Raw genomic sequence first — 24,233 nt, forward strand, 5'->3', positions numbered from 1 at the left:
CGGCACCAGGGCGAGGGGAAACGATGGGCAACCCGGCAGGGCCACCGCGCATCATCGGCATCGACGGCCAGGTGAGCGAACCCGCAAGCCGCTTCGCGACCCGGCTGCCGCTCGGCCTCGACCTCGCACGCGGCCCCGAACGCGGCCCCGAACGCGGCCCCGAACGCGGCCTCGGCCACGCGTAGCCGCCGCCCCATGGACCTCACGTACACGGCGGAAGAGGAAGAGTTCCGGGCGCGGCTCCGCGCCTGGCTCGGCGAGGTGCTGCCCAAGGTCCCGGCCCGACCCGCCCCGGCAGACTGGCCCGGGCGGCGGGCCCACGACGCCGCCTGGCAGCGGATGCTGTACGACGCCGGATACGCCGGACTGCACTGGCCCCGCGACGCCGGCGGGCAGGGCGCCACCCCCACCCAGCACCTGATCTTCCTGGAGGAGACGGAACTGGCCGGTGCGCCCTATGTCGGCGCGGGCTTCGTCGGGCTGCTGCACGCCGGCCCGACCATCGCCGCCGAGGGCACCGCCGGGCAGCGCGCCCGCTGGCTGCCGCCGATCCTGCGCGGCGACGAGATCTGGTGCCAGGGCTTCAGCGAACCGGACGCCGGCTCGGACCTCGCCGCGCTGCGCACGAAGGCGGTACGGGACGGCGACACCTATGTCGTCACCGGCTCCAAGATCTGGACCTCGCACGCCGAGGTCGCCGACTGGTGCGAACTCCTGGTGCGTACGGATCCCCGGGCGCCCAGGCACCGCGGGATCAGCTGGCTCGCGATGCCCATGGACGCGCCGGGTGTCACGGTCCGGCCGCTGCGCACCCTCGCCGGCTCGACGGAGTTCGCCGAGATGTTCCTCGACGAGGTAAGGGTGCCGGCCGCCAACCGTGTCGGGGCGGAGAACGACGGCTGGCGGGTGACCATGGTGACGCTCTCCTTCGAGCGCGGCACCGCCTTCGTCGGCGAGGTGGTGGCCTGCCGCCGGGTGCTCGGCGCCCTCGCCCGCGCGGCGCGGGCCAACGGCCGCTGGGACGACGCCGTGCTGCGCCGCCGGCTCGGCCGGCTGAACGCGGAGTTCACGGCGCTCTGGCGGCTCACCCAGTGGAACGTCAGTGAGGCACAGCGCGGTGGCGGGGTCCCCGGGGCCGGCGGTTCCGTCTTCAAGCTGCGCTATTCGCACGCCCGCCAGGAGCTGTACGACGCGGCGGCGCAGGTGCTGGGCGCCGGTGCGCTGGACGCGGACCGGGAATGGGTCGCCGACCGGCTGTCCGCCCTCGCGTACACCATCGCCGCCGGTACCTCGCAGATCCAGCGGAACATCGTCGCCGAGCGCATCCTCGGCCTGCCGAAGGGGCGGTGAACCGTCCGGTGGACTTCCAACTCGATGCGGAGCAGGAGGCGTTGCAGGGCGGCATGCGGGAGCTGCTGGCCGGTCGGTACGGCCGTGAGCGGCTCCGGGCGGCCGTGGACGACCCCGCGCCGGACCGCGCGCTGTGGCGGGAGCTGGGCGCGGCCGGCGTCTTCGCGCTGCGGCTGCCGGAGTCGGACGGCGGGGTGGGGCTCGGGCTGCCCGAGGCGGTCCTGCTCTTCGAGGAGGCGGGGCGGGCGCTGCTGCCGGGCCCGCTGGTCGCCTGCCACCTGCTGGCCGGGGTGGTGGACGGCGTCGCGACCGGCGAGCGGATCGCCGCGCTGGTCGACGTGACGGCGGGTCCGGGGCTGTGGGAACACCCCGCGGACTGCGACGTGTTGATCGCCCTCGCGGGCGCACCGGGGGCGGAATCGAGGCGCGTAGGGCGCGAGGAGAGGGCGTATCGAAGTGCACCCGCCGAGGCAGTCTGCGCCCCGTTTGCCTCCGTTGATCCGCTCACCCCGCTCGCCCGACTGACGGACGTTCCCCGTCATGACCCCCTCCCTCTGGACGTGCCCCGGCTGCGCCGTGAGGCGGCGCTGCTGACCGCCGCCCTGCAACTGGGCAGCGCGGCCCGCACGGTCGAGATGGCCGTCGCGTACGCACGAGAACGCGAGCAGTTCGGCGCCCCGATCGGCTCCTTCCAGGCGGTCAAGCACCTGTGCGCGCAGATGCTCGTACGAGCCGAAATCGCCCGAAGTGCGGTGTATGCGTCATCGGTCACGGAGAGTGGTCTCGAGGTGGCGGGCGCGAAACTGCTCGCCGACGAGGCTGCGGTGCGTAACGCCCGGGACTGCCTGCAGGTTCACGGTGGCATGGGGTTCACCTGGGAGGCGGATGTGCATCTGCATCTGAAGCGGGCCTGGCTGCGAGCCGAGTGCTGGGGTGGCGCCGGCGAGGCGGAAGAAGCGCTGGCGGCGGGCCTGATCGCCGGACGGTGACCGAGGGGGCGGAGTGCCGCGTGAGCGGCGAAGCCGGATTCCGACGGTCGACGCGTGAAATGTCGGACACCGTACGCACAAGCGGTCACGCAGGGTCGATATCGGGTTGTGTCCTACGCGTGACTCGTCACAGGCGGGAGTCGGCGTTCCGCTCGGGTACGCTCCCTTGGGTGCGAGTGGTTCTGTGGCGCAACGGTCGCGGTGCCGTCGAAATGACGGCTCCGGGGTACGGACTGCACACCGCTCGCCTCGGGCTGGAGCCCGAGAATTCCCCTTGTTCGACTCCCCGCAAAGTGCGTCGCACAGTATGCAGCACGCATACTCCCTTGCGCTGGAATATGCCTGAAGCGCTTGTTGGGGTGACTGAACGTCAACCATGCTGTGCTTCACCGGGGTCACGCACCGTGATCCTGTGGAGGCGCGAGGCGATGTTTCCGCCGGTTCGGATGGTGTGAGCGGTGCAGGTGCTTCAGGTTCAGTTGGAAGTGCGGCCCGACCCCGCAGAGGTCGGTCGGGCCAGGCAGTGGGCCCGGTCTCGGCTGCTGGGCTCCGGCATAGAGGCCGATGAGCCGCTGGCCGAGACGTTGATCTTGTTGATCTCCGAGCTCGTCACCAATGCCGTGGTGCACACCGGCTCGGCGGCCAAGGTGCGGATCTGCTTCTCGGGATCGGGCGCGGCGGTGGGGACCGTGCGGGTCGAAGTGCTGGATGCCAGCGCCCGCCCGCCACGCCAGCGCCATGCCGACGGCGAGGACACCAACGGCCGTGGCCTGGAGCTGGTCGACGGCCTCGCCGACCGCTGGGGCTGGCAGCAGGAAGGCGTCGGCAAGCGAATCTGGTGCGAGGTGGACCGCTGCCAGTCGCTGCTGGTGCCGGCGGGCGGCGAGCCCATGACGTACGAATCACCTTGTGTCGTCACCAATCGGGCGTGATTCCCCCGCGCCCCGGTCGATCGGGTGGCGGGTAATAAGTCCAGACCAGGTGTTGACGTGACGTGGTCCATTGATCACTCTAGGGTGAGTGATTCGCCGCGAGGGGACGCCGAGGTCGTGGGGGGAGCCGGGATTTCGGTCCGGGGCCTTGGCGAGTGCGGGTCGCGGTCCGGTGGGGGGTGCCCCGGCGGTAGCCGGGGAGGGTGGCGGTCCGCGGTGCCGCGCTCGGGGCGCGCATGGGCGCACCGCCACCTGGCCGGCCGGGCGGGGGCCCGGCGGGAGATTCAAAGGACCGCCACGGGAGCCACCGGTGTCCCGGTGCCGCCGACGAACGGCTCGGCCATGGCCGACAGTAGGAACGCATAGCGCCCTTCTGCCGCGCACAGCGTGCTCAGCTCCTCCAGATTCCAGTTCTGACCCTGCAGCATGCCCATCTCCACCAGGTCGAGGGCGTGCACCGGCATCCACAGGTCCTCGATCTCCGGCGGGAAGATCTCGAAGGTCAGGGTGTCGTTGGCGACGGCGGCGACGTCGCGGGCGTGGAACCACTCGGGGGTGCGCAGCGAGAGTCCCGGCGAGGGGAAGGCGTAGCTCTGCCGGTCGCCCGCGAGGTAGTGCCGGATCTGCCCGGTCCGGATCAGGACGACGTCTCCGGGGCGGACGCGCGTGCCCGCCAACTCCTCCGCCGCGTCGAGGTCTTCGGGGGTGACGGCGTGTCCGCCCGGCAGGCGCTCGGCGCCGTGTGCGCGGGCCACGTCCAGGAGGACGCCGCGGGAGACGACCGGGGTGGCCTTCTCGATGCCGAGGCAGGTCGCGCCACCGTGCGCGGTGACGGAGTCGGCGGGGCGGTTGTTGTAGAGCCGGCCGGAGTGGGAGACGTGGGTGAGGCCGTCCCAGTGGGTGGCCGCCTGGAGGCCCATGGTGACGGCGTCGTCGGAGGTGGCGACGGTGCCGGGCCCGAAGATCTCCTGATTGATCGCGACCATGGTGTGCAGCGGGTTGACCCGCCCCGGGATCAGGCCGGTCTGCACGCCGTCCTGGCGCAGCGGCAGGGCGAGGGGGACGCGGTGGCCGGTGCGGACGGTGGCGGCGGCCTCCCGTACGGCCTGGGCGGTGATCAGGTTGAGGGTGCCGATCTCGTCCCCGGCCCCCCAGCGTCCCCAGTTGTTCACGCGTTCGGCGATGTCGTGGAACTCCTGCGGCAGGGGCATGGGGGCCTCCTTGGGTGAGGGCCTGCCGTGTGGATCGGGTCGGGTTCGTGCCCGATCCGCACGGCAGGCCGGGGCCGGGGGGTTGTGTTCGTACCGTGTCTGCTCAAAAATCTAACGGTCCGTCAGAAACTGCGGGAAGGGGCGCGGCATGGGGAACGCGGGGAACTTCTTGGTCGGCAAGGTGATCGCCGTCACGGGGGCCGGGCGCGGTATCGGGCGGGCGGTCGCACTCGCCTGTGCGGAGCACGGAGCGAAGGTCGTCGTCAACGACTACGGGGTCTCCGTCGCGGGCGGCGAACCGAGCAGCGAGGTCGCGGAGTCGGTGGTGAAGGAGATCGAGGCGGCCGGGGGAGCGGCCACGGCGGTCGCCGACGACGTCTCCACGATGGCGGGCGGCCAGCGGATCGTGGACACCGCGCTGGCGCGGTACGGGCGGATCGACGGCGTGGTGTGCGTGGCCGGGATCCTGCGGGAACGCATGCTCTTCAACATGTCCGAGGAGGAGTGGGACCCGGTCGTCGCCACGCACCTGAAGGGGACGTTCACGGTGTTCCGGGCGGCGGCGGCCGTGATGCGGCGGCAGGGGTCGGGCACCCTGGTGGGCTTCGCCAGCGGAAATCACCAGGGCTCGGTGTCGCAGGCCAACTACGCGTCCGCGAAGGGCGGCATCATCTCCCTGGTGCGGAGCGCGGCGCTGGGGCTGCACAAGTACGGGGTGACCGCCAATGCGGTGGCGCCCGTCGCGCGGACGCGGATGTCGGCGAACGTGCCGATGGAGCTCAAGGAGATCGGGGAGCCGGCGGATGTGGCGGCGTTCGTGGTGTACCTCCTGAGCGAGCGGGCGCGGGAGGTCACCGGACAGGTCTACACCGTGGCCGGGCCGAAGGTCGCGGTATGGGCCCAGCCCCGGGAGCTGCGCTCGGTCCATGTCGAGGGTGGCTGGACACCGGAGAAGGCCGCCGATGCGGTGGAGGGGCCGGTCGGCACCGATCCGATGCCGATGCTGGCGCAGCTGACGGCGATGGCCGAGGCCGCGGCGGCGAAGGCACGGCCCAACCAGTAGACGGGGTGCGGGTGTTGTGGGGCGGCCGGTCCAGGGTGGGCGGCCGGGTGGGTGGGCGTAGGAGGGTGGCGTGGACTTCGGTTTCGGAAGTGCGGATGAGGAGTTCCGGCAGGAGGCCCGCGACTGGCTGGCGCGCCATCTCGTGGGCGGCTACGCCGAGTTGGCGGGCCGGGGTGGACCAGGCAGCGAGCACGAGGGGGCCGCGGAGCGACGGGCCTGGGAGCGGGAGCTGGGGGCCGGCGGGTGGATCGGGCTCGGGTGGGACCGGGCGGAGGAGGCGTACGGCAACCGGACGGCGACGCTGACCCAGCAGGTCGTATGGGCCGAGGAGTACGCGCGGGCCGGGGCCCCCGGGCGGGTGGGGCACATCGGGGAGAACCTGCTGGCGCCGACGCTGATCGCCCATGGCGACGAGGCGCAGCAAAAGCGCTTCCTGCCGGGGATCGCGCGGGGGGAGGAGCTGTGGTGCCAGGGCTACAGCGAGCCCGGTGCGGGGTCGGATCTGGCGGGGCTGCGGACGGTCGCCGTACGGGACGGCGACGACTACCGGATCAGTGGGCAGAAGGTCTGGACGTCGTCGGCGCGCGCGGCCGACTGGTGTTTCGTGCTGGCCAGGACGGATCCGGGGGAGCGGCGGCACCGGGGGCTGTCCTTTCTGCTGGTGCCGATGGACCAGCCGGGGCGGATCGAGGTGCGGCCGATCCGGCAGATGTCGGGGACGTCGGAGTTCCACGAGGTGTTCTTCGACGGGGCGGTGGCCCGGGGCGGGCATGTGGTGGGCGGCGAAGGGGCCGGCTGGCGGGTGGCGATGGGGCTGCTGGCCCGCGAGCGGGGAGTGTCCACGCTGGTCCAGCAGATCGGGTTCGCGGGCGAGCTGGCCACGGTGGTGGGCGAGGCGGTCGCCGGCGGGGCGGTGGCGGACCCCGTACTGCGTGAGCAACTGATCCGGCAGTGGGCCGAGTTGCGGGTCATGCGCTGGAATGCGCTGCGCACCCTGGGGGCCGAAGCGGACGACGGCGCGCCCAGTGTGGCGAAGCTGCTGTGGGGCGGATGGCACCAACGGCTGGGCGAGCTGGCCATGCGGGTGCGGGGGGCCGCGGCCGGGCTGGGGCCCGGTGACTGGTCCGTGCGGGCGCCGTACGAACTGGACGCTGCGCAACGGATGTTCCTGTTCACCCGGGCCGACACGATCTACGGCGGCTCGGACGAGATCCAGCGCAACATCATCGCCGAGCGCGTGCTCGGCCTGCCCAGAGGGGAGCGGTGATGAGAGGCGTCATCTTCGACGGCGAGCAGACCCGGGTCGTGGACGACCTGGAGGTACGGGACCCGGGGCCGGGGGAGGTGCTGGTCGGGATCCGGGCCGCCGGACTCTGCCACAGCGACCTGTCGGTGATCGACGGGACCATCCCCTTTCCGGTGCCGGTGGTGCTGGGCCACGAGGGGGCGGGAGTCGTCGAGGCGGTGGGTGCGGGCGTGACGCACGTGGCGCCCGGCGACCATGTCGCGCTGTCGACACTGGCCAACTGCGGGGCGTGCGCGGAGTGCGACCGGGGGCGGCCGACGATGTGCCGGTCGGCGATCGGGATGCCGGGGAAGCCGTTCCGGCGGGGCGGTACCGAGCTGTTCCACTTCGCTTCGAACTCGGCGTTCGCGGAGCGTACGGTCGTCAAGGCGGTGCAGGCCGTGAAGATCGCCGAGGATATTCCGATGACGTCCGCCGCGCTGATCGGTTGCGGGGTGCTGACCGGGGTCGGGGCCGTGCTCAACCGCGCGAAGGTGGACCGCGGGGACTCGGTGGTGGTCATCGGTGCCGGTGGCATCGGGCTCAACGTCCTCCAGGGCGCGCGGATCGCCGGGGCGTCGACCATCGTGGCGGTGGACGCCAACCCGGCGAAGGAGGCGGCGGCACGGCAGTTCGGCGCGACGCACTTCATCGATGCGTCGGCGGTGGACGGCGTCAAGGCGGTGAAGGAGATCCTGCCGACCGGCGCCGACCATGCCTTCGAGTGTGTGGGCAGCACCCGGCTGATCCGGCAGGCGATCGACCTGCTGGGCCGGCACGGCCAGGCGGTGCTGCTCGGGGTGCCGCCGGCCACCGCCGAGGCGTCGTTCCTGGTGTCGTCGATGTACCTGGACAAGTCGATCCTGGGCTGCCGCTACGGGTCCTCCCGCCCGCAGCGGGACATCGCCCTCTATGCCCGGCTCTACCGCGAAGGACGTCTGCTGCTCGACGAGTTGGTGACCAGGACATATCCGGTGGAGGACTTCGCGAAGGCGGCGGACGACGCCCATCATGGGCGGGTGGCACGGGGGGTGCTGACGCTCGGGTAGCGGCTTCCCGCGTGGCCCTGGCCCGATCCTGGCGAACCCTGACCTTCTGGCCACTCGTTCCGGCCGGGGCCGGGCGACGAAGCTGCTCCGGTGACCCAGACACCCGAACTGCACCTCCGTACGGCGGCCGCCGCCCCTGACCCCGCACCCCGCCGCCGGCGCCCGCACCGGGCCTGGTCCGTCGCCGCGGTCACCTTCCTCACGATCATCGGCGCGGCCGGTTTCGCCTCCCTGCCCGGTCTGCTCATCGACCCGCTGCACGCCGAGTTCCACTGGTCGCGCGGCACCATCGGCTTCGCGGTGTCCGTCAACCTCGCGCTCTACGGGCTGACGGCGCCGTTCGCCGCTGCCCTGATGGACCGCATCGGGATCCGGCGGGTGGTCGCCGCCGCCCTGACGCTGATCGCGGTCGGCGCCGGGTCGACCGTCTTCATGACGACCAGCCGGCAACTCGTCCTGCTGTGGGGTGTGCTGGTCGGCCTGGGGAGCGGCTCGATGGCGCTGGCCTTCGCCGCCACGGTCACCGGGCGCTGGTTCACCGAGCGGCGGGGGCTGGTCACCGGCATCCTCACCGCGGCCGGCGCCTCCGGGCAGCTGGTCTTCCTCCCGCTGCTGTCCTGGATAGTGGACCGCAACGGCTGGCGGCCGGCCGCCGTCACCGTCGCGCTCGGCGCACTCGCCGTCGTCCCCCTGGTGTGGCTGTTGCTGCGCGACCACCCGGCGGACGTGGGCCTCGCGCCGTACGGGGCGAAGGCGTTCGTGCCCAAGCCGCCGCCGCAGCGGGGCGCGGCCCGGCGCGCGGTGCGGGCGCTCCTGTCGGCAGCCCTGCCGCACTCTCGGCTCCGCTCGGGCGGTGGGACCCCCGCGGGCCCGTTCTGGCTGCTGGCCGGCACCTTCGCGATCTGCGGCGCCACGACGAACGGCCTGGTCAAGACCCACTTTGTACCCGCCGCACACGACCACGGGATGCCGATGACGGCCGCCGCCTCCCTGCTCGCGGTGATCGGCGTCTTCGACATCGCCGGGACCGTGGCGTCGGGCTGGTTCACCGACCGCTTCGACACCCGCCGGCTGCTCGCCGTCTACTACGGCCTGCGGGGCGTGTCCTTGATGTTCCTGCCGCTGCTGCTCGCGGACACCGTTCACCCGCCGATGGTCTTCTTCATCGTCTTCTACGGCCTGGACTGGGTCGCGACGGTGCCGCCGACCATCGCCCTGTGCCGCGAGTACTACGGCGAGGACGGCGCGATCGTCTTCGGCTGGGTGCTGGCCGCCCACCAGGTGGGCGCCGCCGTGATCGCGTTCGTGGGCGGCCTGGCGCGGGACGCCTTCGGCACCTACGACCCGGTCTGGTACGCCTCCGGGGCGCTGTGCGCGGTCGCCGCGCTGATGGCGCTGGTCATCCGGCGGGGGAAGGCCGCTTAGGGCTGTCGTGCGGAGCCGCCGGGCTCGCGGGGCCGGCACGCACGCGGCGCCGTCGCTCGCCGTGCCCCGTTGCCCGATCCGCCCCCCGCCCCACGACCGGCCCTGCCCGACCCCGGCGGCGGGCCGCCCGCGCGGCAGGCGCATCATCCTGGTGGGGAGGGGTGATGCGAGATGAGCATGACCAGGGGTGGGGACGTCGGCGGTGTCTTCTGGAGCTGGCCGGCCGTGGCGGCCTCGATGGCCGCGCTGCTGGGTGAGGCGCTGGTCGCGGGGGCCGCGGCGGTGATGTACGACCTCACCCAGGAACCGGACGGGCCGGGCGGCATCGCGATCCTGCTGCCGTTCATGCTGCTCGTCGGGTTCGCACTGGGGGCCGTCCCGGGTTTCGCGGTGACGGTCACGCTGGTCCTGCCGACACTCTGGCTCGCGGGGTGGGCGCACCGGTGGGGCGGTCGGACGGGCCGGCCCGCGTGGTGGTGCACCGCGGCCGCGGCGCCCTTCTCGGCGGCCGGCGCGACCGTGCTGTACGGCATGACCTGTGCGCTGTTCACATGGAGCCTGTTTCCGCCGACGGCATATCTGGTGCTCTGGCTGGTGCTCACACCGGCCGCCGCACTCGCCGCGCTGCCGGCCGCGCACGCCGCCTGGCTCCCCGACGCCAAGCGCGCCCTGCGGCTGACCCTCATCGTCGCGGCATCCGGGATCGGTGCCGCGGTCGGGGTGTTCCTGCTGTGCGCGGGGGCCTTCGCCACCGGGTTGCTGACGGAGTACCGGGCACCGCACCTGGCGCGTGCCGCGGTCGTCGGGGTCTGGACGGACGGCTCCGGCGGCACCTTGCGCCTGCGTTCCGGCGGGGCGGTGCGCGCGTCCGGGCTGCGCGGCGAGGAGATCTGCAACGGCACCGGCGAGTGGCGGCTGGCGACGACCCCGACGGGCTACGCGGAGACGGTGGAGGTGAGCGGCGACGACTGCGCGCAGGAGTGGATCGTCGGCGGTACGGCCGGGGCGCCGACCCTCTACGCCTTCGTGGGTGACCCGGACGACGGCGAGCGGCGGGTGCTGACGCGGCAGGGCGGCGCCGGGCGGTGAAGCGGCCGGCTTCGGTCAGCCGGTGGCGGGGCCGAACCCGCCGAAGGCGCCCCGGTGGAAGAGCAGCGGGCCGGCCTCGGCGGCGACCGGGTCCGTGCCGAGCGCCGCCACCCGGCCGACCACGATCAGGTGGTCGCCGCCGGTGTGCACGGCCTGGATCGTGCAGTCGATCCAGGCGGGCACCCGCGCCAGCCGGGGCGAACCGGTGGCCGGAGCCGCGGTGTAGGAGACTCCCGCGAACTTGTCGCCGCCGCTGACCGCGAATCCGCGGCACAGCTCGCCCTGTCCGGCGCCGAGGACGTTGACGCAGAAGACCCCGGCGCGGGCGATCCGCGGCCAGGTGGTCGACGTGCGCGCCACCATGAACGTCACCAGCGGCGGGTCGAGGGAGAGCGACGCGAACGACTGGCAGGCGAAACCCGCCGGGCCCGCGTCCCCCGGTGCCGTGATGACGGTGACGCCGCTGGCGAAGTGCCCCAGGGCGGAACGGAATTCGGCCGGGTCCAGCGGCGCCCTTTCGTCCTCGCGCACGGCGCGCAGGGCGGGGCGTGGGAGGGGGCCGGCCGAGCTCTCCGCGGCCGGTGCCGAGGCGGCGGTCGGCGCGCCGACCGAACGCAGGTACCGCACCGCGGTGGCCGCCATTCCCGCATGTCCCATCATGCCCGTATTGAATCTGATGCAGCGTCAGATGGAAACCCCCTGGGCGGATGGGCTGCGGGCTTTCCGGCCGGTGGGCGCCTGCTGCCCCGGAGGCTGGGCCCGGCCGCGGCCGGGGCGTCGAAGGCGCCACCCTCAGGGGTGGTTTGCTCCGCCTCGAGGGTGGTCTAGGCGGTAATCAGCGGAGATCGGGTGGTGAAGCCTGATTGGCTGCCTCCTGCACGAGTGGCCGCCGGCTCGGCCGCCACCCGTAGCCCAGCGCGGGGGAGTTCCGGTACATGGTCGAAGCGACGCCGTCGTCACCCTCGTCCACGACGACACCCACGTTCGACGAGCTCTTCTGCGGGCTGCTGCCCCGGCTCTACCGCCGTGCGGTGATGCTGGCCGGATCGAGACAGTCCGCGGAGGACGTGGTGCACGAGGCCTATCTCAAGCTCGCCGCCCGCCCGCAGCGCTTCCTCGCGCATCCGGAGCCGTACGCCTATGCCTTCACCGCCGTCCTCAACGTCGCCCGCGACGTCTACCGCAAGGAGCGGCGCCAGGTGCTGGTCGATGCGCTGGACGGCGTCGAGGACGTCGGAGCGGGCGGTCCTGCCGCGCAGACGGGCGGGGGCTGGGACGGCGGAATGGAGCGGCGGCATGCCGAGCTCGAAGCGGTGCGTCTGTTGGGGCGGCTGTCGCAGCGCCAGGCCGGGATCGTCATCCTCGTGGACCTCGACGGCTACACCATCGACCAGGCCGCGGAGATCATGAAGGTGCACCGCGGCACCGCCGCCCGGCACCGCGCCCGAGCCCTGGACAGATTGCGTTCCTACCTCGTCGACTCCGAACACGGGCGGGCCGGGAGGTGAGCGGCACGATGGGCACCGGGACCGGCTACGACGACGGCGCACACGGTGACGGCGGCCCCGGGGGCGGCGCGGGCCGGGGACGCGGCGGCGGTGCGGGCGACGACGTCGAGGCGCTGCTGCGCGACCGGCTGCGGCACGCGGACGAGCGGATCGAGACGCCGCCCGGCCTGTGGGCCCGTATCCAGGCGTCCGGACCGGCGCCGGTGCCCGCGTCGGCGACCTCTCTGGGCGGCCGGTCCGCGCCGTCGCGCCGGCGGACGTACGCCCTCGCGCTGACGGTCGCGGCCACGGTGGCAGCCGTGGCGGTGGGCGTGGGGTGGCTGGTGCGTCCCGGCGCCGAGCCGCGGCCGGCCGCAGCGGTGCGGGCGGTGCCGGTCACCGTCTACAACAGCGAGTCGGCCTGCCGGCGGGTCCGCTCCCTGGAGTGCGCGCTGCGGCTGGCCAGGAATCCGCACGCCAGATACGCCGCTCCGGACAATGCCGCGGGCCGCGTCTGGCACGGCGACGTGGTGGCCGCGCACTGCGTGGTCATCGACGGGCGGATGGTGCGTGACGAGGAGGGCGTGACGTCCACCCGCTGGTATCTGGTGACCGGCACGAAGGGCGAGACGGGTTGGCTGCCGGGGGTGCGCACCCGCAATACGCGAGAGGTCCCGGACTGTTCGCGCGACGTGATTTAGGGCCTGATCCAAACGACAGGCCCCGGCCCCGCCCTCCGGGCGAACGGCGGGACGTCGGGCTCACTCGGCTATCTGCCCCGGTACACCGGGCCGCGACGCTCGACGAAGGACGCGACGCCCTCCTGCGCGTCCGCCGTGGTCATGTTGATCTCCTGGGCGGCGGCCTCGGCGGCGAAGGACGCGGCCCGGTCGGCGTCGAAGGAGGCGTTGACCAGTTGCTTGGTCAGGGCCAGCGCACGGGTCGGCCCGGCCGCCAGCCGCTCGGCCCACTCCCGCGCGGTCTTCCCCAACTCGTCGTCCGGCACCACCCGGTTGACCAGTCCCAGCCGCTCGGCCTCGGCGGCCGGTACGGCGTCACCGAAGAACATCAGCTCCTTGGCGCGCTGCGGGCCGATCAGCCGCGGCAGGAGGTAGGCGCCGCCGCCGTCCGGCACCAGGCCGCGGCGTACGAACACCTCGATGAAGCGGGCCGATTCGGCGGCCAGTACGAGGTCGCACGCGAGCGCGAGATGCGCGCCGATCCCGGCCGCGGTGCCGTTGACGGCGGCGAGTACCGGCTTCTCGCAGTCCAGTACGGCGCCGATGAAGCGCTGCGCACCGCGCCGGATGAGCCGGGCGACGTCGCCCGCGACGCGCGGCTCGCTTGCCGACGGCGACCCGCGCAGATCGGCGCCGGCGCAGAAGCCCTTGCCGGTCGCGGTGATCACCACGGCCCGTACGTCCGGGTCGGCCGAGGCGTCCGCGAGCAGCTCGATGATCCGTTCGCGCTGGTCCCAGGTGAGCGCGTTCATCGCCGCGGGCCGGTTGAGGGTGATCCGCGCGACGCCGTTGTCAGTGGCGTGGAGTATCAAGGGAGATGCGGAGGGTGAGGGTTCGGGCTGTGCGGGGTCCTCGGCGGTGCCGGGGGAGCGGGGGGAGGGTGTCATGGGGGAGCGGCTCCAGAGGGTGCGGTGGGCGTGCCTGCGGGCGGGGGTGCGGGCGATGGCGGCGGCGCTGCCGGGGCGCCGGGGGTGGTGCCGGATGCGCCGCCGGCCGGGCCCGCGGGGCGGCCTACTCGCGGACCTCGCCGGAGCCGTGGCAGACGGCGAGCGCGTCGAGAGCCACGGCGCCCTGGCCGCGCTCCAGGACGACCAGCGGGTTGATGTCCAACTCGGCGAGGTCCGGGCCGAGTTCGAGGGCCATCCGCTGCACCCGCAGGACGACCTCGACCAGCGCGTCCACATCCGCCGGCGGCGCGCCGCGCACCCCTTGCAGGAGGGCGTGGCCGCGCAGCTCGCCGAGCATCGCGCGCGCCTGGTCCTCCCCGAAGGGCGGCACCCCCACCGCGACGTCCCGCAGCACCTCCACCAGCACCCCGCCCAGCCCGACCGTGACCGTCGGCCCGAAGAGGCTGTCGTGGGTGACCCCGACGACCATCTCCACGCCCCGTTCGATCATCTGGCAGACCAGCACACCGTCCAGGGTGACGTCCTCGTAGCGGGCGATGTCGGTGAGTTCGCGGTAGGCGTCCCGCACCTGGCTGGCGGAGGTCAGGCCCACCTTGACGAGGCCGAGGTCGCTCTTGTGGGCCAGCTGCGGTCCGGAGGCCTTCATGACCACCGGATAGCCGACCTGACTGGCCGCCCGGACGGCCGCCGCCGCGCTGGTCACCAGCTGTTCGCGCGGCACGCGGATGCCGTAGGCGCGCAGCAGCTGCTTGGCCGCGTGTTCGCTGAGCTGCTGTCCCGGACACAGCAGGGCCTGCGCCTTGCGCGCGGAGGGGGAGGCCGTGCGCGGGGCGTCGTCGAACGGCGAGCGGTAGCCCGCGACGAACCGGTGGTGGTCGCGCCAGGCGCGTACGGCGGTGATGCAGTTGGCGAAGGTGCGGAAGGTCGCCACGCGCGAGGAGCCGAGGAGGGTGTGGCGGTAGGCGTCCTCGGTGCCGACCGGCGATCCCCACACCACACACACCAGCTTGTCCGTCTGTTCTGCCGCGTCCACCAGATCCTGCGCGAGCTTGTCGCTCATGGGCGGGAAGGGGCCGGTGATCGGGCAGATGAGTGCGCCCACCGAGGGGTCGGCGAGGATCGCGTCGATGATCTTGCGGCCGCGCCAGTCGCCGACGGGGTGCCCGCCGTTGTCGACGGGGTTGGTGACGTCGAGGTAGTCCGGTATCCACTGGTGCAGTTCGGCCTGCTTGGTGGCGTCGAGGGGCGGCAGCCGCAGGCCCGCCGCGGTCGCCAGGTCCGCGAAGTGCGCCCCGGTGCCACCGGAGATGGAGTACACCGCGACGCCGTCGGCCGTGGGCGGCTTGGCCCGGGCCAGCAGTGCCGCGGTGTCCTGAAGCTCGTCGAGCCCGTCCACCCGGATCACGCCGAACTGCCGCATCGCGGCGTCCACGACCCCGTCCGCACCGGTCAGCTTGCCGGTGTGCGAGGCGGCCGTGCGGGCGCCGGTCTCGGTGCGGCCGACCTTGACGGCGACGACCGGCACCTTGTTGCGGGCGGCCCGGTCGGCGGCGAGCAGGAAGCTGCGGCCGTCCTTGAGTCCTTCGATGTACGCGGCGATGGCGCCGACCTCGGGTCGGGAGGCGAAGTAGGAGAGGAAGTCCGCGACCTCGAGATCGGCTTCGTTGCCGGTGGGGGCCCAGTGGGAGAGGCGGATGCCCAGTTCCTGGAGGGTGAAGACGGGGCGGCCCTGGTGGCCCGACTGCGTGATGAGGGCGATGGCCGGACCGTCCAGGTCCTCGCGGAACGCCTCGAAGGCGTTGAGGTTGGTGTTCGGGCCGAGCAGCCGCAGGCCGGAACGCTCGACGACGTCGGCCAGCCGGGCCTGTGCCGCCGCGCCCTCCGCCCCCGTCTCCGCGAACCCGGAGGCGAAGGCGACCGCGAACTTCACTTTGGCGTCGCCCAGTTGCTCGATGACCGGAATCGGGTCGGCGACCAGCAGGACGGCGAGGTCGACGGGTTCGGGCAGGTCCGCCACGGTGGCGTGACAGGGGCGCCCGAAGACCTGCCGGCGCCCCGGGTTGACGGCGTGGAGCCGCGCGCCGACCCGGTCCGCCCAGCCGATCAGCTGGCGCGTGATGCCGGTGTTCGGGCGGCCCTCGCTGTCCGAGGCGCCGATCACCGCCACGGACCCGGGCCGGAAGAAGCGGTCCAGGTCGAGCGCCTCGGCGTGCAGCGGCCGTCCGCTGACGTCCCGGTCGGCCGCCCCGCCGGGGCGCTGCCCCCCGCCGCGCGCCCGGGCCGCGCCGTGGACGGCGGGTGGTGGTTGCTCCCCGCAGGCCACGACGCGGGCCGGTCGGGAGTGAGTGGTGAGGGTGCCGTGAGTCGATCCAAGCATCGCAGACGCCCGCTCCTGTGTGACGGCTCTCGTTACCTGACGCACAGTCAGATTACTGAACTGACGCCATGTCAGGAATGGGGCTGCACGGTAAAGCTTCGAAGTGGCGGGATCTTGCGGGCGCGCGTGGCGCCGGTCGCCGCGAGGCGCGCAGCCTTCACCGTGCGGGAACGACCGGGGCTGCGAGCGGCCCCGCACCGGCCGCCGCCGAGTTCCCGTTCCCGTTCCCGTTCCCCGGACAGGGTGCAGCACGCCCAGGCCGGTCGAGTGGCGCGCGGCTAGCTTGGAGCGCATGACCACGGAGAACGACCTCGGAGACTTCCTGCGGGCCCGCCGCGACCTCGTCTCGCCGGAGGAGGCGGGCCTGCGGTCCCACACCGTGCGGAAGGTGAAGGGGCTGCGGCGCGAGGAGGTGGCGCTGCTCGCGGGCGTCAGCACCGACTACTACACCCGGCTCGAACAGGGCCGGGAACGGCACCCTTCCGAGCAGGTCCTGGACGCCGTCGCCCGCGCCCTGCGCCTCGACGTCGACGCGGCCGAGCACCTCTTCCGGCTGGCCCGGCCGGCGCCGTCCGCAGCCGCCTCCCATGCGGTGCGGACCGTCAGGCCGGAGCTGGTGCGGCTGATGGACCACTTCCTGGGGGTGCCGGCCTGTGTCGTCAACCCGGCGATGGACATCCTCGTCGCCAACGCGGCGGCAGAGGCGTTCTACGGCGGGTTCGCCCGTCGCGACAACCTGCTGCGGATGATCTTCCTCGACCCTGCCGCGCGACGGTTCTACGGCGACTGGGACCACGCCGCGCGGGGGGTGGTCGGCAACCTCCGCGCACTGTCCGCCCCGTTCCCGCGGGATCCGCGCATCGCGGAGATCATCGGGGAGGTGTCCCTGCACAGCCCGGCGTTCGCCGCGCTGTGGTCCCGGTACGAGGTACGGCCCCGCACCAGCGAGGACAAACACATCCGGCATCCACGGGTCGGTGAGATGCACCTGCACTACGAGGCGTTCACGGTCACCGGCGCACCCGGCCAGCAGCTCTTCGTCTACTCCGCCGAACCCGGCACCCCCAGCGCCGACGCCCTGATCCTGCTGCGGACCCTCGCCGACGGGCGCGATGGGCGCGATGGGCGCGATGGGCGCGATGGGCGCGACGGAAGTGACGGGCGCGACGGAGGCGACCGGTCGCACCGGTCGCTCCGGAGCACGACATGAGCACCTCCGCCTCCACTCCCCGGGCCCAGGCCCGGCCCCGCTGTCTCCTCCCCCCCCCGTCACAGCGCCCACCGAGAGGAACTCATGTCACACACCACCGCTGTACCCGCCTTCTGGGCCGGTGCCCCGGTCAGGACGTCACGCCGTGGACACTTCTGGGTACCGGGCGAGCGCATCACCGAGAAGGGGAAGACGTACCAGCGGGGGCCGATGTTCGTGGCCTGGGAGGCGCCGGAGCGCGTGACACAGCCGTACCCGGTCGTGCTGGTGCACGGCGGAACCCTGCAGGGCACCGAGTGGCTCGACACCCCCGACAGCCGCCCCGGTTGGGCCCAACGCCTCGTCGAGGCCGGATACGCGGTCCTCGTCGTCGACCGTCCGGGGCACGGCCGCTCGCCGTACCACCCCGACGTCCTCGGTCCTATGGGCCCGCCCTTCCCCTACGAGGAGGGCCGGCATGTCTTCTTCCCGTCCTCGGCCGCCGACGCCCAGACCCAGTGGCCCTTCGACCCGGCCGACGCCGACGCACTCGACGCGTTCATCGCACCGTTCGGGCCGTTGCCCGCCGACCTCGCCGCCTCGCAGGAGATGGACGCGGACCGCCTCGCCCGCCTCCTGGATCGGATCGGCCCCGCGATCGTGATGACGCATTCGGCCTCCGGCCCCGACGGCTGGCTCCTGGCGGACCGACGGCCCGACCTCGTCACCGCGATCGTCAGCATCGAACCCATGGGGCCCCCGTTCGCCCACACGCCCGGCATCGGCACCCTGCACTGGGGGCTGACCGCCGCGCCCCTCACCTACGACCCCCCACGCGCCACCCCCGACGAAGCGCGCGCCGCCGATCCCTCCACCCTGCGCATCCCCGCACTGGCCGGGATCCCCGTCGCCGTGGTCACCGGCGAAACCGCCGTCTTCGCCGCTTTCGCCCCCGCCGTCGTCGACTTCCTCACCGCGGCGGGCGCGGCCGCCGAACATCTCCACCTACCCGACCACGGCATCCTCGGCAACGGCCATGGCCTGATCTACGAGACCAACTCCGACCAGGCCCTCCAACCGGTCCTGCACTGGCTCGCCGAACACACCGAGGCGGACTGATGCCCGAGACCTGCGCCAGCGCCGTGATCCCGGCCGACCCCGCATCGGTATGGCACGTCGTCAGGAACTTCGACGGCCTTCCGGCCTGGCAACCCGGCGTCACCCACAGCGCCCTGGGCGAGGGCGATGCCGGCGACCGCGTCGGTGGCACACGCACTCTGCGGCTCGCCGACCGCAGCACCGTCACGGAGTCACTCGTCGCCCTCGACGATCACCGACGGTCGCTGACCTACGAGATCGTCGAGAGCCCCTACCCCGTCCGCTCCTACCGTTCGACGATCCGCGTGCTGCCCCTCACCACGACCGGTGAGTCCTTCGTCCTGTGGTCACTGAGGTTCGACTGCGACGCCCGCGACGCCGAGCGCCTGACCGCGTCCTTCTGCGACGGCGTCCTCACCCTCGGACTCCATGGCTTGGCCGACCACTTCACTCGCGCCGGAGACTGAGCCCGGACGGTCTTCCGGGCGTGCGACCCCCTTGCGCGCCGAGCGCCCGTCCGCTGAACTGACGTAGCGTCAGATGGCAGTGTCAGATGGCTGGACCGGCAGAAGGGCGTACGGATGCAGACGAGATGGCTCGGCGGGGCCGCACGGTCGGCCGCGCTCCGCACCGGCCTCGACCCGAGGCGGCCGGAGAGCCGGCGACACAAGGACGGACGGACCGGGCGGGCCAGGCGGACCGGGTGGACCGGGCGGGCCGGGCGGGCCGGGCAGGTGCCGCTCGCGGTGAGCCCGCGGATGCGGCCGCTGGATGCGGCGCTGCCGGGGATGTTCCGGTGAGCCCGGAAGCCGGGGCGGCGCGGGGTGCGCGATGCGATCTGCCGGAGGTGGACGCGTTCACCCGGCCGTACTGGGACGCGGCCGCGGAGGGCCGGCTGCTGCTGCGTCGCTGCCGCGCGGAAGCCGGCGGGTGCGGGGCCGTCCACCACTATCCGCGCGAGTTCTGTCCGCACTGCTGGAGCGAGGCCGTCGAGTGGGAGCCGGCCGGCGGCCGCGCCACCCTCTACACCTGGTCCGTGGTGCACCGTAACGACCTCCCGCCGTTCGGCGAGCGGGTGCCGTACGTCGCGGCCGTGGTCGACCTGGCGGAGGGACCCCGGATGATGACCGAGGTCGTGGGCTGCCCGGCCGCGGAGCTGCGGATCGGGATGCCGCTCCGGGTGGACTTCCGGGCGGAGCGGATCCCCGCGGGCGGGGAGGGGGGCGGAGGCGGTGCGGGAGACGGCGGTGCGGGAGCCGGCGGACGGCTCGCCGTGCCGGTCTTCCGGCCCGCCTGAGCCCGCCTGAGCCCGCCTGAGCCCGCCTGAGCCCGTCTGAGCCCGCGGACCGTGCGGAACCCGGTGGCACACCCGCCGCCGTCGCGCCATCCTGTCCTCGTGCTGATACGTGAGGCGACCGCGGCGGACTGGCCCGCCATCTGGCCCTTCTTCCATGCCATCGTGGCGGCGGGGGAGACCTACCCCTACCCGACCGACCTCGACGTCGCGGCCGGCCGCGAGATCTGGCTGCTCCGGCCGCCGGGCCGTACGGTCGTCGCCGTCGACGAGGACGGCACCGTGCTGGGGTCGGCCAAGATGAACCCCAACCAGACCGGCGCGGGTGCGCACATCGCCTCCGCCAGCTTCATGGTCGACCCGCGCCACGGCGGCCGCGGCGTCGGACGGGCGCTGGGTGAACACGTGCTGGCCTGGGCGCGCGCCGAGGGGTACCGCGGGATCCAGTTCAACTCGGTCGTCGAGACCAACACCGCCGCCGTCGCGCTCTGGAAGTCCCTCGGCTTCACGGTCATGACCACCATTCCCGGCGGGTTCCGGCATCCCACCAAGGGCTATGTGGGGTTCCACATCATGTATCAGCAGCTGACCGACGGGTGACGGCGCCGGGGCAGGCCCGCGGCCCGGCGCCGTGCCGTCCGCGGTGCCGCTACGGCCAGAGCAGTTCCCGTTCCCAGCTCCCGCCCGTGCGGCGGTAGTTGAGGCGTACGTGGCGGCGTTGTGCGTCGCCCTGGAAGAACTCCACCTCTTCGGCGCGCAGCACGTACAGGGTCCAGCTGGGCGCGGGGGCGTCCGGTTCGCGCAGGGCCCGTTCCCAGGCGGCCTGCGACGCGCGGGCCAGCTCCTCGACCGAGCCGAGGACCTCGCTCTGCCGGCCGACCAGCGCCGCGGCCAGCGCACCCGGCGAGCGGCGGTGCAGATCGGCCGCACTCTCGTCGGGGCCCGCCGCCGTCACCGGCCCGCGGACGCGCACCTGGCGTCCGACCGCCGGCCAGTAGAAGCCGAGCGCGGCGCGTGGCCGGGCAGCCAGCTCGCGGCCCTTGCGGCTGCCGTGGTGCGAGCCGAAGTGCCAGCCGCGCTCGTCGGCGTCGTGCAGCATCAGGGTCCGTACGGACGGGTCGCCGGCCGCGTCCGCCGTGGCGAGCGTCATGGTGTGCGGCTCCGGTACACCGGCCTCGGCGGCCTCCCGCAGCCATCGCCGGAAGAGCGGCAGCGGGTCGTCCGGGGCCTGTGCCGGGTCGAACGACGGCAGGGCGGTCTCCCATACGCGCAGCCCGCGCAGCAGGTCCCGGAACGCGCGGGCGTCGTCGTCGCAGGGGCGTCGGCCGGCGGGGCCGTCCGGGGTGTCCGGGTGTGCAGCGTGTTCGGCCATGTCAGGCAGCGTACGGGGGGTGTGCCGGGGCCGCCGCGGGGTGGTGTTCCGGCGTTGGGCGTGGCGGTTTCCCTCACGTGGAGGGGAACCAGTGGCGATCCGCCGCTATCCCGTCCCCAGGACCACCGTTCCCGACGAGCAGAACCAGCCGCCCGTGCCGGAGGCGACGGCGAGCTGCGGGAGCCGGCCGTCGGCCTTGCGGACCTGGCGGTCGGGCCCGGCCTCGCCGCGGAGCTGTCGTACGGCCTCGACCAGCAGGAACAGGCCCCGCATCCCCGGGTGGCAGGCGGCCAGGCCGCCGCCGTCGGTGTTGACCGGCAGCCCGCCGTCCCGCAGCAGACGCCCCTTCTCGACGAACGCGCCGCCCTCGCCCTTGGCGCAGAAGCCCAGGTCCTCCAGCGTCACCAGGGTCATGTAGGTGAAGGCGTCGTAGATCTCGGCGAGATCGATCTCCGACGGGCGGACGCCGGCCCGCTCGAAGGCGAGGCGGCCGGAGGTCGCGGCGGGCGAGACGGTGAAATCGTCCCACTCGGACATCGCTGCGTGCGAGACGCAGGTGCCGGAACCGAGCACCCAGACCGGGGGTTCGGCCAGGTCGGGGACGCGGTCCTCGGCGACGAGCAGTACCGCGCAACCGCCGTCGGAGCGGATGCAGCAGTGCAGTTTGGTGAACGGATCGGCGATCATCGGCCCGGAGAGGACCTCGTCGACGGTGACGGGGGTGCGGTACATGGCGTCCGGGTTCGCCACCGCGTTGGCCCGCGCCTGGACCGCGATCTCGGCCAACTGCTCCGGAGTGGTGCCGTACTGGTGCATATGGCGCCGCGCCGCCATGGCGTACTTGGCGATCAGGGTGTGCCCGTAGGGGGCCTCGAACTGCAGCGGACCGCGGGCGCCGAAGGAGAGATCGGCGGTGCGGCGCCGCGCCTTGAGGTCGGCGCGTGCGGTGGAGCCGTAGACCAGGAGGACGGCGTCGGCGTGGCCGGCGGCGATCGCGTCGGCGGCGTGGGCGGCCATGACCTCCCAGGTGGAGCCGCCGACGGAGGTGGAGTCGACCCAGGTGGGGCGCAGGCCCAGGTACTCGGCGACCTCCACGGGGGCCAGGGTGCCCAGTCCGGCCGAGGCGAAGCCGTCGATCGCCGACCGGTCCAGGCCGCTGTCGGCGAGCGCCCGGCGGGCGGCCTGGGCGTGCAGGGCGTAGGGGGTGGCGTCGTCCACGCGCCCGCAGTCGGACAGGGCGACTCCGGCGACGGCGACCTTGCGATGGCGATACCCGGCAGGGGTCCCTGAAGTCATGAATCTGACGGTACATCAGATTCCCGGGGGCGGGCAGGGCCCGCGAAGCACCCGGCGGTGAGCGGTCCCGCTGCCGGGGTGCGCGCCGCCCGGGTGCGCGGCACCGGAGTGCGGCACCGGGGTGCGCGGACCTAGGAAACTCGGCCCCCCGTCCCTACTATGACGGCCCGTCAGTTCACCTGCGGGGCCCCTCGGACCCGATGGGCGCCTTCGCAGGCCGGGAGGAGCCCGCCGATGGATGCCGCGTTCACCGAGGAGCAGGACGAGATCCGCCGCACGCTGCGCGGACTGCTGCACAAGCGCTGCGGACCCGACGAGATCAGGTCGGCGGTACGCACCGAGCCCGGACACGACGAAGCCCTGTGGCGGCAGCTCGCCGAGCAGCTCGGGCTGCCCGGACTCGCCCTGCCCACGGCATACGGCGGCGCCGGCTGCGGGCCCACCGAACTCGCCCTGGCCTGCGAGGAGACCGGCCGCATCCTGCTCCCCTCGCCGCTGATCGCGACCGCCGTGCTCGCCGCGCCGCTGATCCTCTCCCTGGGCACGGAGGCGCAGCGGGCCGCACTCCTGCCGGCCCTCGCCACCGGGAAGCTGACCGCCGCCCTCGCCGTGCCGGGCGGCAAGCTGGCCACCGCGCTGGCACTGACCGGCCCGAACACCGGGGACTGGGCGGGCGGCGGCCGGGCGGGCGGCATCCAGGCGCGGGAGCGGGCCGGGTCCTGGCGGCTCTACGGGGAGGCCGCGCAGGTCCTGGACGGCCACACCGCGCAGGTGCTTCTGGTGGCCGCGCACACCGGCGGGTTCGCGCGCAGCCGCACCCGGCTCTTCCTCGTCCGGGCCGACGCCGCCGGGCTGCTGGCGGTCCGGCAGACCACGATGGACGAGACCCGGCCGCAGGCCCGCCTCGAACTGCGTGACGTGCCCGCCGAGTTGCTGGGGGAGCGGGCGGACGGGGAGGCGGTCGTGGCGGCCGCGCTCGCCGCCACCGGGGCCGAGGCGGCCGCGGTGCTGGCCGCCGAGGCGGTCGGTGCGGCCGACGCCGCGCTCGCGCGTACCGTCGCCCACGTCACGACCCGCGAGCAGTTCGGCCGGCCCATCGGCGCCTTCCAGGCGGTGCAGCACCGCCTCGCCGACCTGTACGTGGCGGTGCAGGCGGCCCGCTCCGCGGCGTACTACGCGGCCTGGTCGGCGGGCGGCGCCCGGTCCGGGGTGCCGCGCCCGGCCGAGCCGGGGGTGGCCGCGCTGGCGCTCGCCCAGGCCCTGGAGGCGCTGCGCACGGTGGCCGCCGAGGCGGTGCAGCTGCACGGCGGCATCGGCTTCACCTGGGAGCACGACGCACACCTCTACTTCAAACGCGCCGCGTGCGACGAACTGCTGCTGGGGCCGGTGCACCGGCTGCGGGCCCGCGCCGCCGAGGAGGCCGGCCTGTTCGCGGCCGCGGCACCCGGAGCGCGAGAGGCGGTCGACGCCTGATGGGCGCCGGTGAGCGGCTGGTGCAGAAGGTCGCCGCCACCCGGACGTTCGCGCGGATCGCCCCGCGCTTCATCCCTGCGCTGGACCGTGCGGTACACCGGCTGACCCGTGGAAAGGTCCTGCTCAGCGCCCGGATGCTGCCCGGTGTGATCCTGACCGCGACCGGCGCGCGAAGCGGGCTGCCGCGGCGTATCCCGCTGGCGTGCATGCCGCAGGAGGGCGGCGGCTGGCTCCTGATCGGCAGCAACTTCGGGCGGCCCGGGCACCCCGCGTGGACCGGGAATCTGCTCAAGCATCCTGATGCGGAGGTCAATTGGCGGGGCGCGGACGTTCCCGTGCGGGCTCGGCTGCTCACCGGGGCGGAGCGGGAGCGGGCCTGGCGGTCGGCGCTCGCCTTCTGGCCGCCGTATGCGGCCTATCAGGCGCGGGTGGCACGGGAGATCCGGCTGTTCCGGCTGGAGCGGCGCTGAGAAACGGACAGCGGGTGCCGCAGGCTCCCTGGGGAACGGACGGCACCCGCTGTCGGTGCAGCTGTACTGCTATGGCAGGACGGACACAGGACGGATGCGGGGCCGGCCGCGAACCGGCCCGACGGCTGTTCGCGCC

Annotated in this window: 24 protein-coding genes; 18 read left to right on the forward strand and 6 right to left on the reverse strand. The window is 73.6% G+C overall.

The annotated features are described in order from the left end of the window. Positions 1 to 23: 23 nt before the first annotated feature. The 4 genes from ACGFML_RS21700 to ACGFML_RS21715 all read left to right on the forward strand — a co-directional run bounded on the left by ACGFML_RS21700 (position 24) and on the right by ACGFML_RS21715 (position 3,271). Positions 24 to 185 carry a hypothetical protein gene (locus ACGFML_RS21700; protein ID WP_393545981.1) on the forward strand — a complete coding sequence of 54 codons (162 nt, stop codon included), beginning with the start codon at positions 24 to 26 and terminating at the stop codon, positions 183 to 185. A gap of 10 nt (positions 186 to 195) precedes the next feature. Continuing rightward, positions 196 to 1,350, forward strand: a complete 1,155-nt coding sequence (locus ACGFML_RS21705) for an acyl-CoA dehydrogenase family protein (RefSeq protein WP_393545983.1) — start codon at positions 196 to 198, stop codon at positions 1,348 to 1,350. 8 nt (positions 1,351 to 1,358) lie between these two features. Continuing rightward, entirely contained in the window at positions 1,359 to 2,339 is a 981-nt protein-coding gene (locus ACGFML_RS21710) for an acyl-CoA dehydrogenase family protein (protein WP_393546404.1), read from the forward strand. A 458-nt stretch (positions 2,340 to 2,797) separates the two neighbouring features. Continuing rightward, positions 2,798 to 3,271, forward strand: a complete 474-nt coding sequence (locus ACGFML_RS21715) for an ATP-binding protein (protein ID WP_393545985.1) — start codon at positions 2,798 to 2,800, stop codon at positions 3,269 to 3,271. 284 nt (positions 3,272 to 3,555) lie between these two features. On the opposite strand, the gene ACGFML_RS21720 is transcribed toward ACGFML_RS21715, so the two are convergent. Continuing rightward, positions 3,556 to 4,482 (reverse strand): cyclase family protein, encoded by a 927-nt coding sequence (locus tag ACGFML_RS21720; RefSeq protein WP_393545986.1) that lies wholly within the window; start codon positions 4,480 to 4,482, stop codon positions 3,556 to 3,558. Positions 4,483 to 4,630: 148 nt separating this feature from the next. Here ACGFML_RS21720 and ACGFML_RS21725 point away from each other — a divergent pair, with 148 nt between their 5' ends. From ACGFML_RS21725 to ACGFML_RS21745, 5 genes are all read left to right on the forward strand, one after another. Continuing rightward, on the forward strand, positions 4,631 to 5,545 hold the full coding sequence (locus ACGFML_RS21725; RefSeq protein ID WP_393545988.1) for an SDR family oxidoreductase: 915 nt from the start codon (positions 4,631 to 4,633) through the stop codon (positions 5,543 to 5,545). A gap of 70 nt (positions 5,546 to 5,615) precedes the next feature. After that, positions 5,616 to 6,812, forward strand: a complete 1,197-nt coding sequence (locus tag ACGFML_RS21730) for an acyl-CoA dehydrogenase family protein (RefSeq protein WP_393545990.1) — start codon at positions 5,616 to 5,618, stop codon at positions 6,810 to 6,812. Beyond that, positions 6,812 to 7,879 carry a Zn-dependent alcohol dehydrogenase gene (locus ACGFML_RS21735; RefSeq protein WP_393545992.1) on the forward strand — a complete coding sequence of 356 codons (1,068 nt, stop codon included), beginning with the start codon at positions 6,812 to 6,814 and terminating at the stop codon, positions 7,877 to 7,879. The genes ACGFML_RS21730 and ACGFML_RS21735 overlap by 1 nt, the downstream gene beginning before the upstream one ends. 90 nt (positions 7,880 to 7,969) lie before the next feature. Beyond that, on the forward strand, positions 7,970 to 9,304 hold the full coding sequence (locus ACGFML_RS21740) for an MFS transporter (RefSeq protein ID WP_393545994.1): 1,335 nt from the start codon (positions 7,970 to 7,972) through the stop codon (positions 9,302 to 9,304). Between the two features lie 171 nt (positions 9,305 to 9,475). After that, positions 9,476 to 10,393: a hypothetical protein gene (locus ACGFML_RS21745; RefSeq protein WP_393545996.1), complete on the forward strand. Its 918-nt coding sequence runs from the start codon at positions 9,476 to 9,478 to the stop codon at positions 10,391 to 10,393. A gap of 15 nt (positions 10,394 to 10,408) precedes the next feature. Here the strand turns inward: ACGFML_RS21745 and ACGFML_RS21750 are convergent, their stop codons facing one another. Beyond that, positions 10,409 to 11,053, reverse strand: a complete 645-nt coding sequence (locus ACGFML_RS21750) for a flavin reductase family protein (protein ID WP_393545998.1) — start codon at positions 11,051 to 11,053, stop codon at positions 10,409 to 10,411. 275 nt (positions 11,054 to 11,328) lie between these two features. On the opposite strand from ACGFML_RS21750, the gene ACGFML_RS21755 reads away from it, so the two are divergent. Together ACGFML_RS21755 and ACGFML_RS21760 are read left to right on the forward strand one after the other, a co-directional pair. Then, on the forward strand, positions 11,329 to 11,901 hold the full coding sequence (locus ACGFML_RS21755; RefSeq protein WP_393546000.1) for an RNA polymerase sigma factor: 573 nt from the start codon (positions 11,329 to 11,331) through the stop codon (positions 11,899 to 11,901). An 8-nt stretch (positions 11,902 to 11,909) separates the two neighbouring features. Next, positions 11,910 to 12,581 carry a hypothetical protein gene (locus ACGFML_RS21760; RefSeq protein ID WP_393546002.1) on the forward strand — a complete coding sequence of 224 codons (672 nt, stop codon included), beginning with the start codon at positions 11,910 to 11,912 and terminating at the stop codon, positions 12,579 to 12,581. A gap of 68 nt (positions 12,582 to 12,649) precedes the next feature. Here the strand turns inward: ACGFML_RS21760 and ACGFML_RS21765 are convergent, their stop codons facing one another. Together ACGFML_RS21765 and ACGFML_RS21770 are read right to left on the reverse strand one after the other, a co-directional pair. After that, positions 12,650 to 13,507, reverse strand: coding sequence for an enoyl-CoA hydratase/isomerase family protein (locus ACGFML_RS21765; protein WP_393546004.1), 858 nt, complete (start codon positions 13,505 to 13,507; stop codon positions 12,650 to 12,652). A 124-nt stretch (positions 13,508 to 13,631) separates the two neighbouring features. After that, positions 13,632 to 15,905 carry an acetate--CoA ligase family protein gene (locus ACGFML_RS21770; protein WP_393546005.1) on the reverse strand — a complete coding sequence of 758 codons (2,274 nt, stop codon included), beginning with the start codon at positions 15,903 to 15,905 and terminating at the stop codon, positions 13,632 to 13,634. Between the two features lie 292 nt (positions 15,906 to 16,197). Here ACGFML_RS21770 and ACGFML_RS21775 point away from each other — a divergent pair, with 292 nt between their 5' ends. From ACGFML_RS21775 to ACGFML_RS21795, 5 genes are all read left to right on the forward strand, one after another. Then, a complete protein-coding gene (locus tag ACGFML_RS21775; protein WP_393546007.1) occupies positions 16,198 to 17,115 on the forward strand; it encodes a helix-turn-helix domain-containing protein in 918 nt (305 codons plus the stop codon). A gap of 84 nt (positions 17,116 to 17,199) precedes the next feature. Continuing rightward, positions 17,200 to 18,213, forward strand: a complete 1,014-nt coding sequence (locus ACGFML_RS21780; protein ID WP_393546009.1) for an alpha/beta fold hydrolase — start codon at positions 17,200 to 17,202, stop codon at positions 18,211 to 18,213. Then, the gene (locus ACGFML_RS21785) at positions 18,213 to 18,659 is read left to right on the forward strand and encodes an SRPBCC family protein (protein ID WP_393546011.1); all 447 of its coding nucleotides are present in this window, start codon (positions 18,213 to 18,215) and stop codon (positions 18,657 to 18,659) included. Before ACGFML_RS21780 ends, ACGFML_RS21785 begins: the two co-directional genes overlap by 1 nt. Positions 18,660 to 18,988: 329 nt before the next feature. Then, the gene (locus ACGFML_RS21790; RefSeq protein ID WP_393546013.1) at positions 18,989 to 19,489 is read left to right on the forward strand and encodes a Zn-ribbon domain-containing OB-fold protein; all 501 of its coding nucleotides are present in this window, start codon (positions 18,989 to 18,991) and stop codon (positions 19,487 to 19,489) included. Positions 19,490 to 19,588: 99 nt separating this feature from the next. After that, positions 19,589 to 20,086, forward strand: coding sequence for a GNAT family N-acetyltransferase (locus ACGFML_RS21795; RefSeq protein WP_393546015.1), 498 nt, complete (start codon positions 19,589 to 19,591; stop codon positions 20,084 to 20,086). Between the two features lie 49 nt (positions 20,087 to 20,135). On the opposite strand, the gene ACGFML_RS21800 is transcribed toward ACGFML_RS21795, so the two are convergent. Continuing rightward, the gene (locus tag ACGFML_RS21800; protein WP_393546017.1) at positions 20,136 to 20,858 is read right to left on the reverse strand and encodes a pyridoxal 5'-phosphate synthase; all 723 of its coding nucleotides are present in this window, start codon (positions 20,856 to 20,858) and stop codon (positions 20,136 to 20,138) included. Between the two features lie 105 nt (positions 20,859 to 20,963). Then, the gene (locus tag ACGFML_RS21805) at positions 20,964 to 22,154 is read right to left on the reverse strand and encodes an acetyl-CoA acetyltransferase (protein WP_393546018.1); all 1,191 of its coding nucleotides are present in this window, start codon (positions 22,152 to 22,154) and stop codon (positions 20,964 to 20,966) included. 234 nt (positions 22,155 to 22,388) lie between these two features. On the opposite strand from ACGFML_RS21805, the gene ACGFML_RS21810 reads away from it, so the two are divergent. Together ACGFML_RS21810 and ACGFML_RS21815 are read left to right on the forward strand one after the other, a co-directional pair. After that, the gene (locus ACGFML_RS21810; protein ID WP_393546020.1) at positions 22,389 to 23,627 is read left to right on the forward strand and encodes an acyl-CoA dehydrogenase family protein; all 1,239 of its coding nucleotides are present in this window, start codon (positions 22,389 to 22,391) and stop codon (positions 23,625 to 23,627) included. Further along, the gene (locus ACGFML_RS21815; protein WP_393546021.1) at positions 23,627 to 24,097 is read left to right on the forward strand and encodes a nitroreductase family deazaflavin-dependent oxidoreductase; all 471 of its coding nucleotides are present in this window, start codon (positions 23,627 to 23,629) and stop codon (positions 24,095 to 24,097) included. The genes ACGFML_RS21810 and ACGFML_RS21815 overlap by 1 nt, the downstream gene beginning before the upstream one ends. Positions 24,098 to 24,233: the final 136 nt, after the last annotated feature.

It is taken from the genome of Streptomyces sp. NPDC048650 (genome assembly GCF_043199095.1).
Lineage (GTDB): Bacteria > Actinomycetota > Actinomycetes > Streptomycetales > Streptomycetaceae > Streptomyces.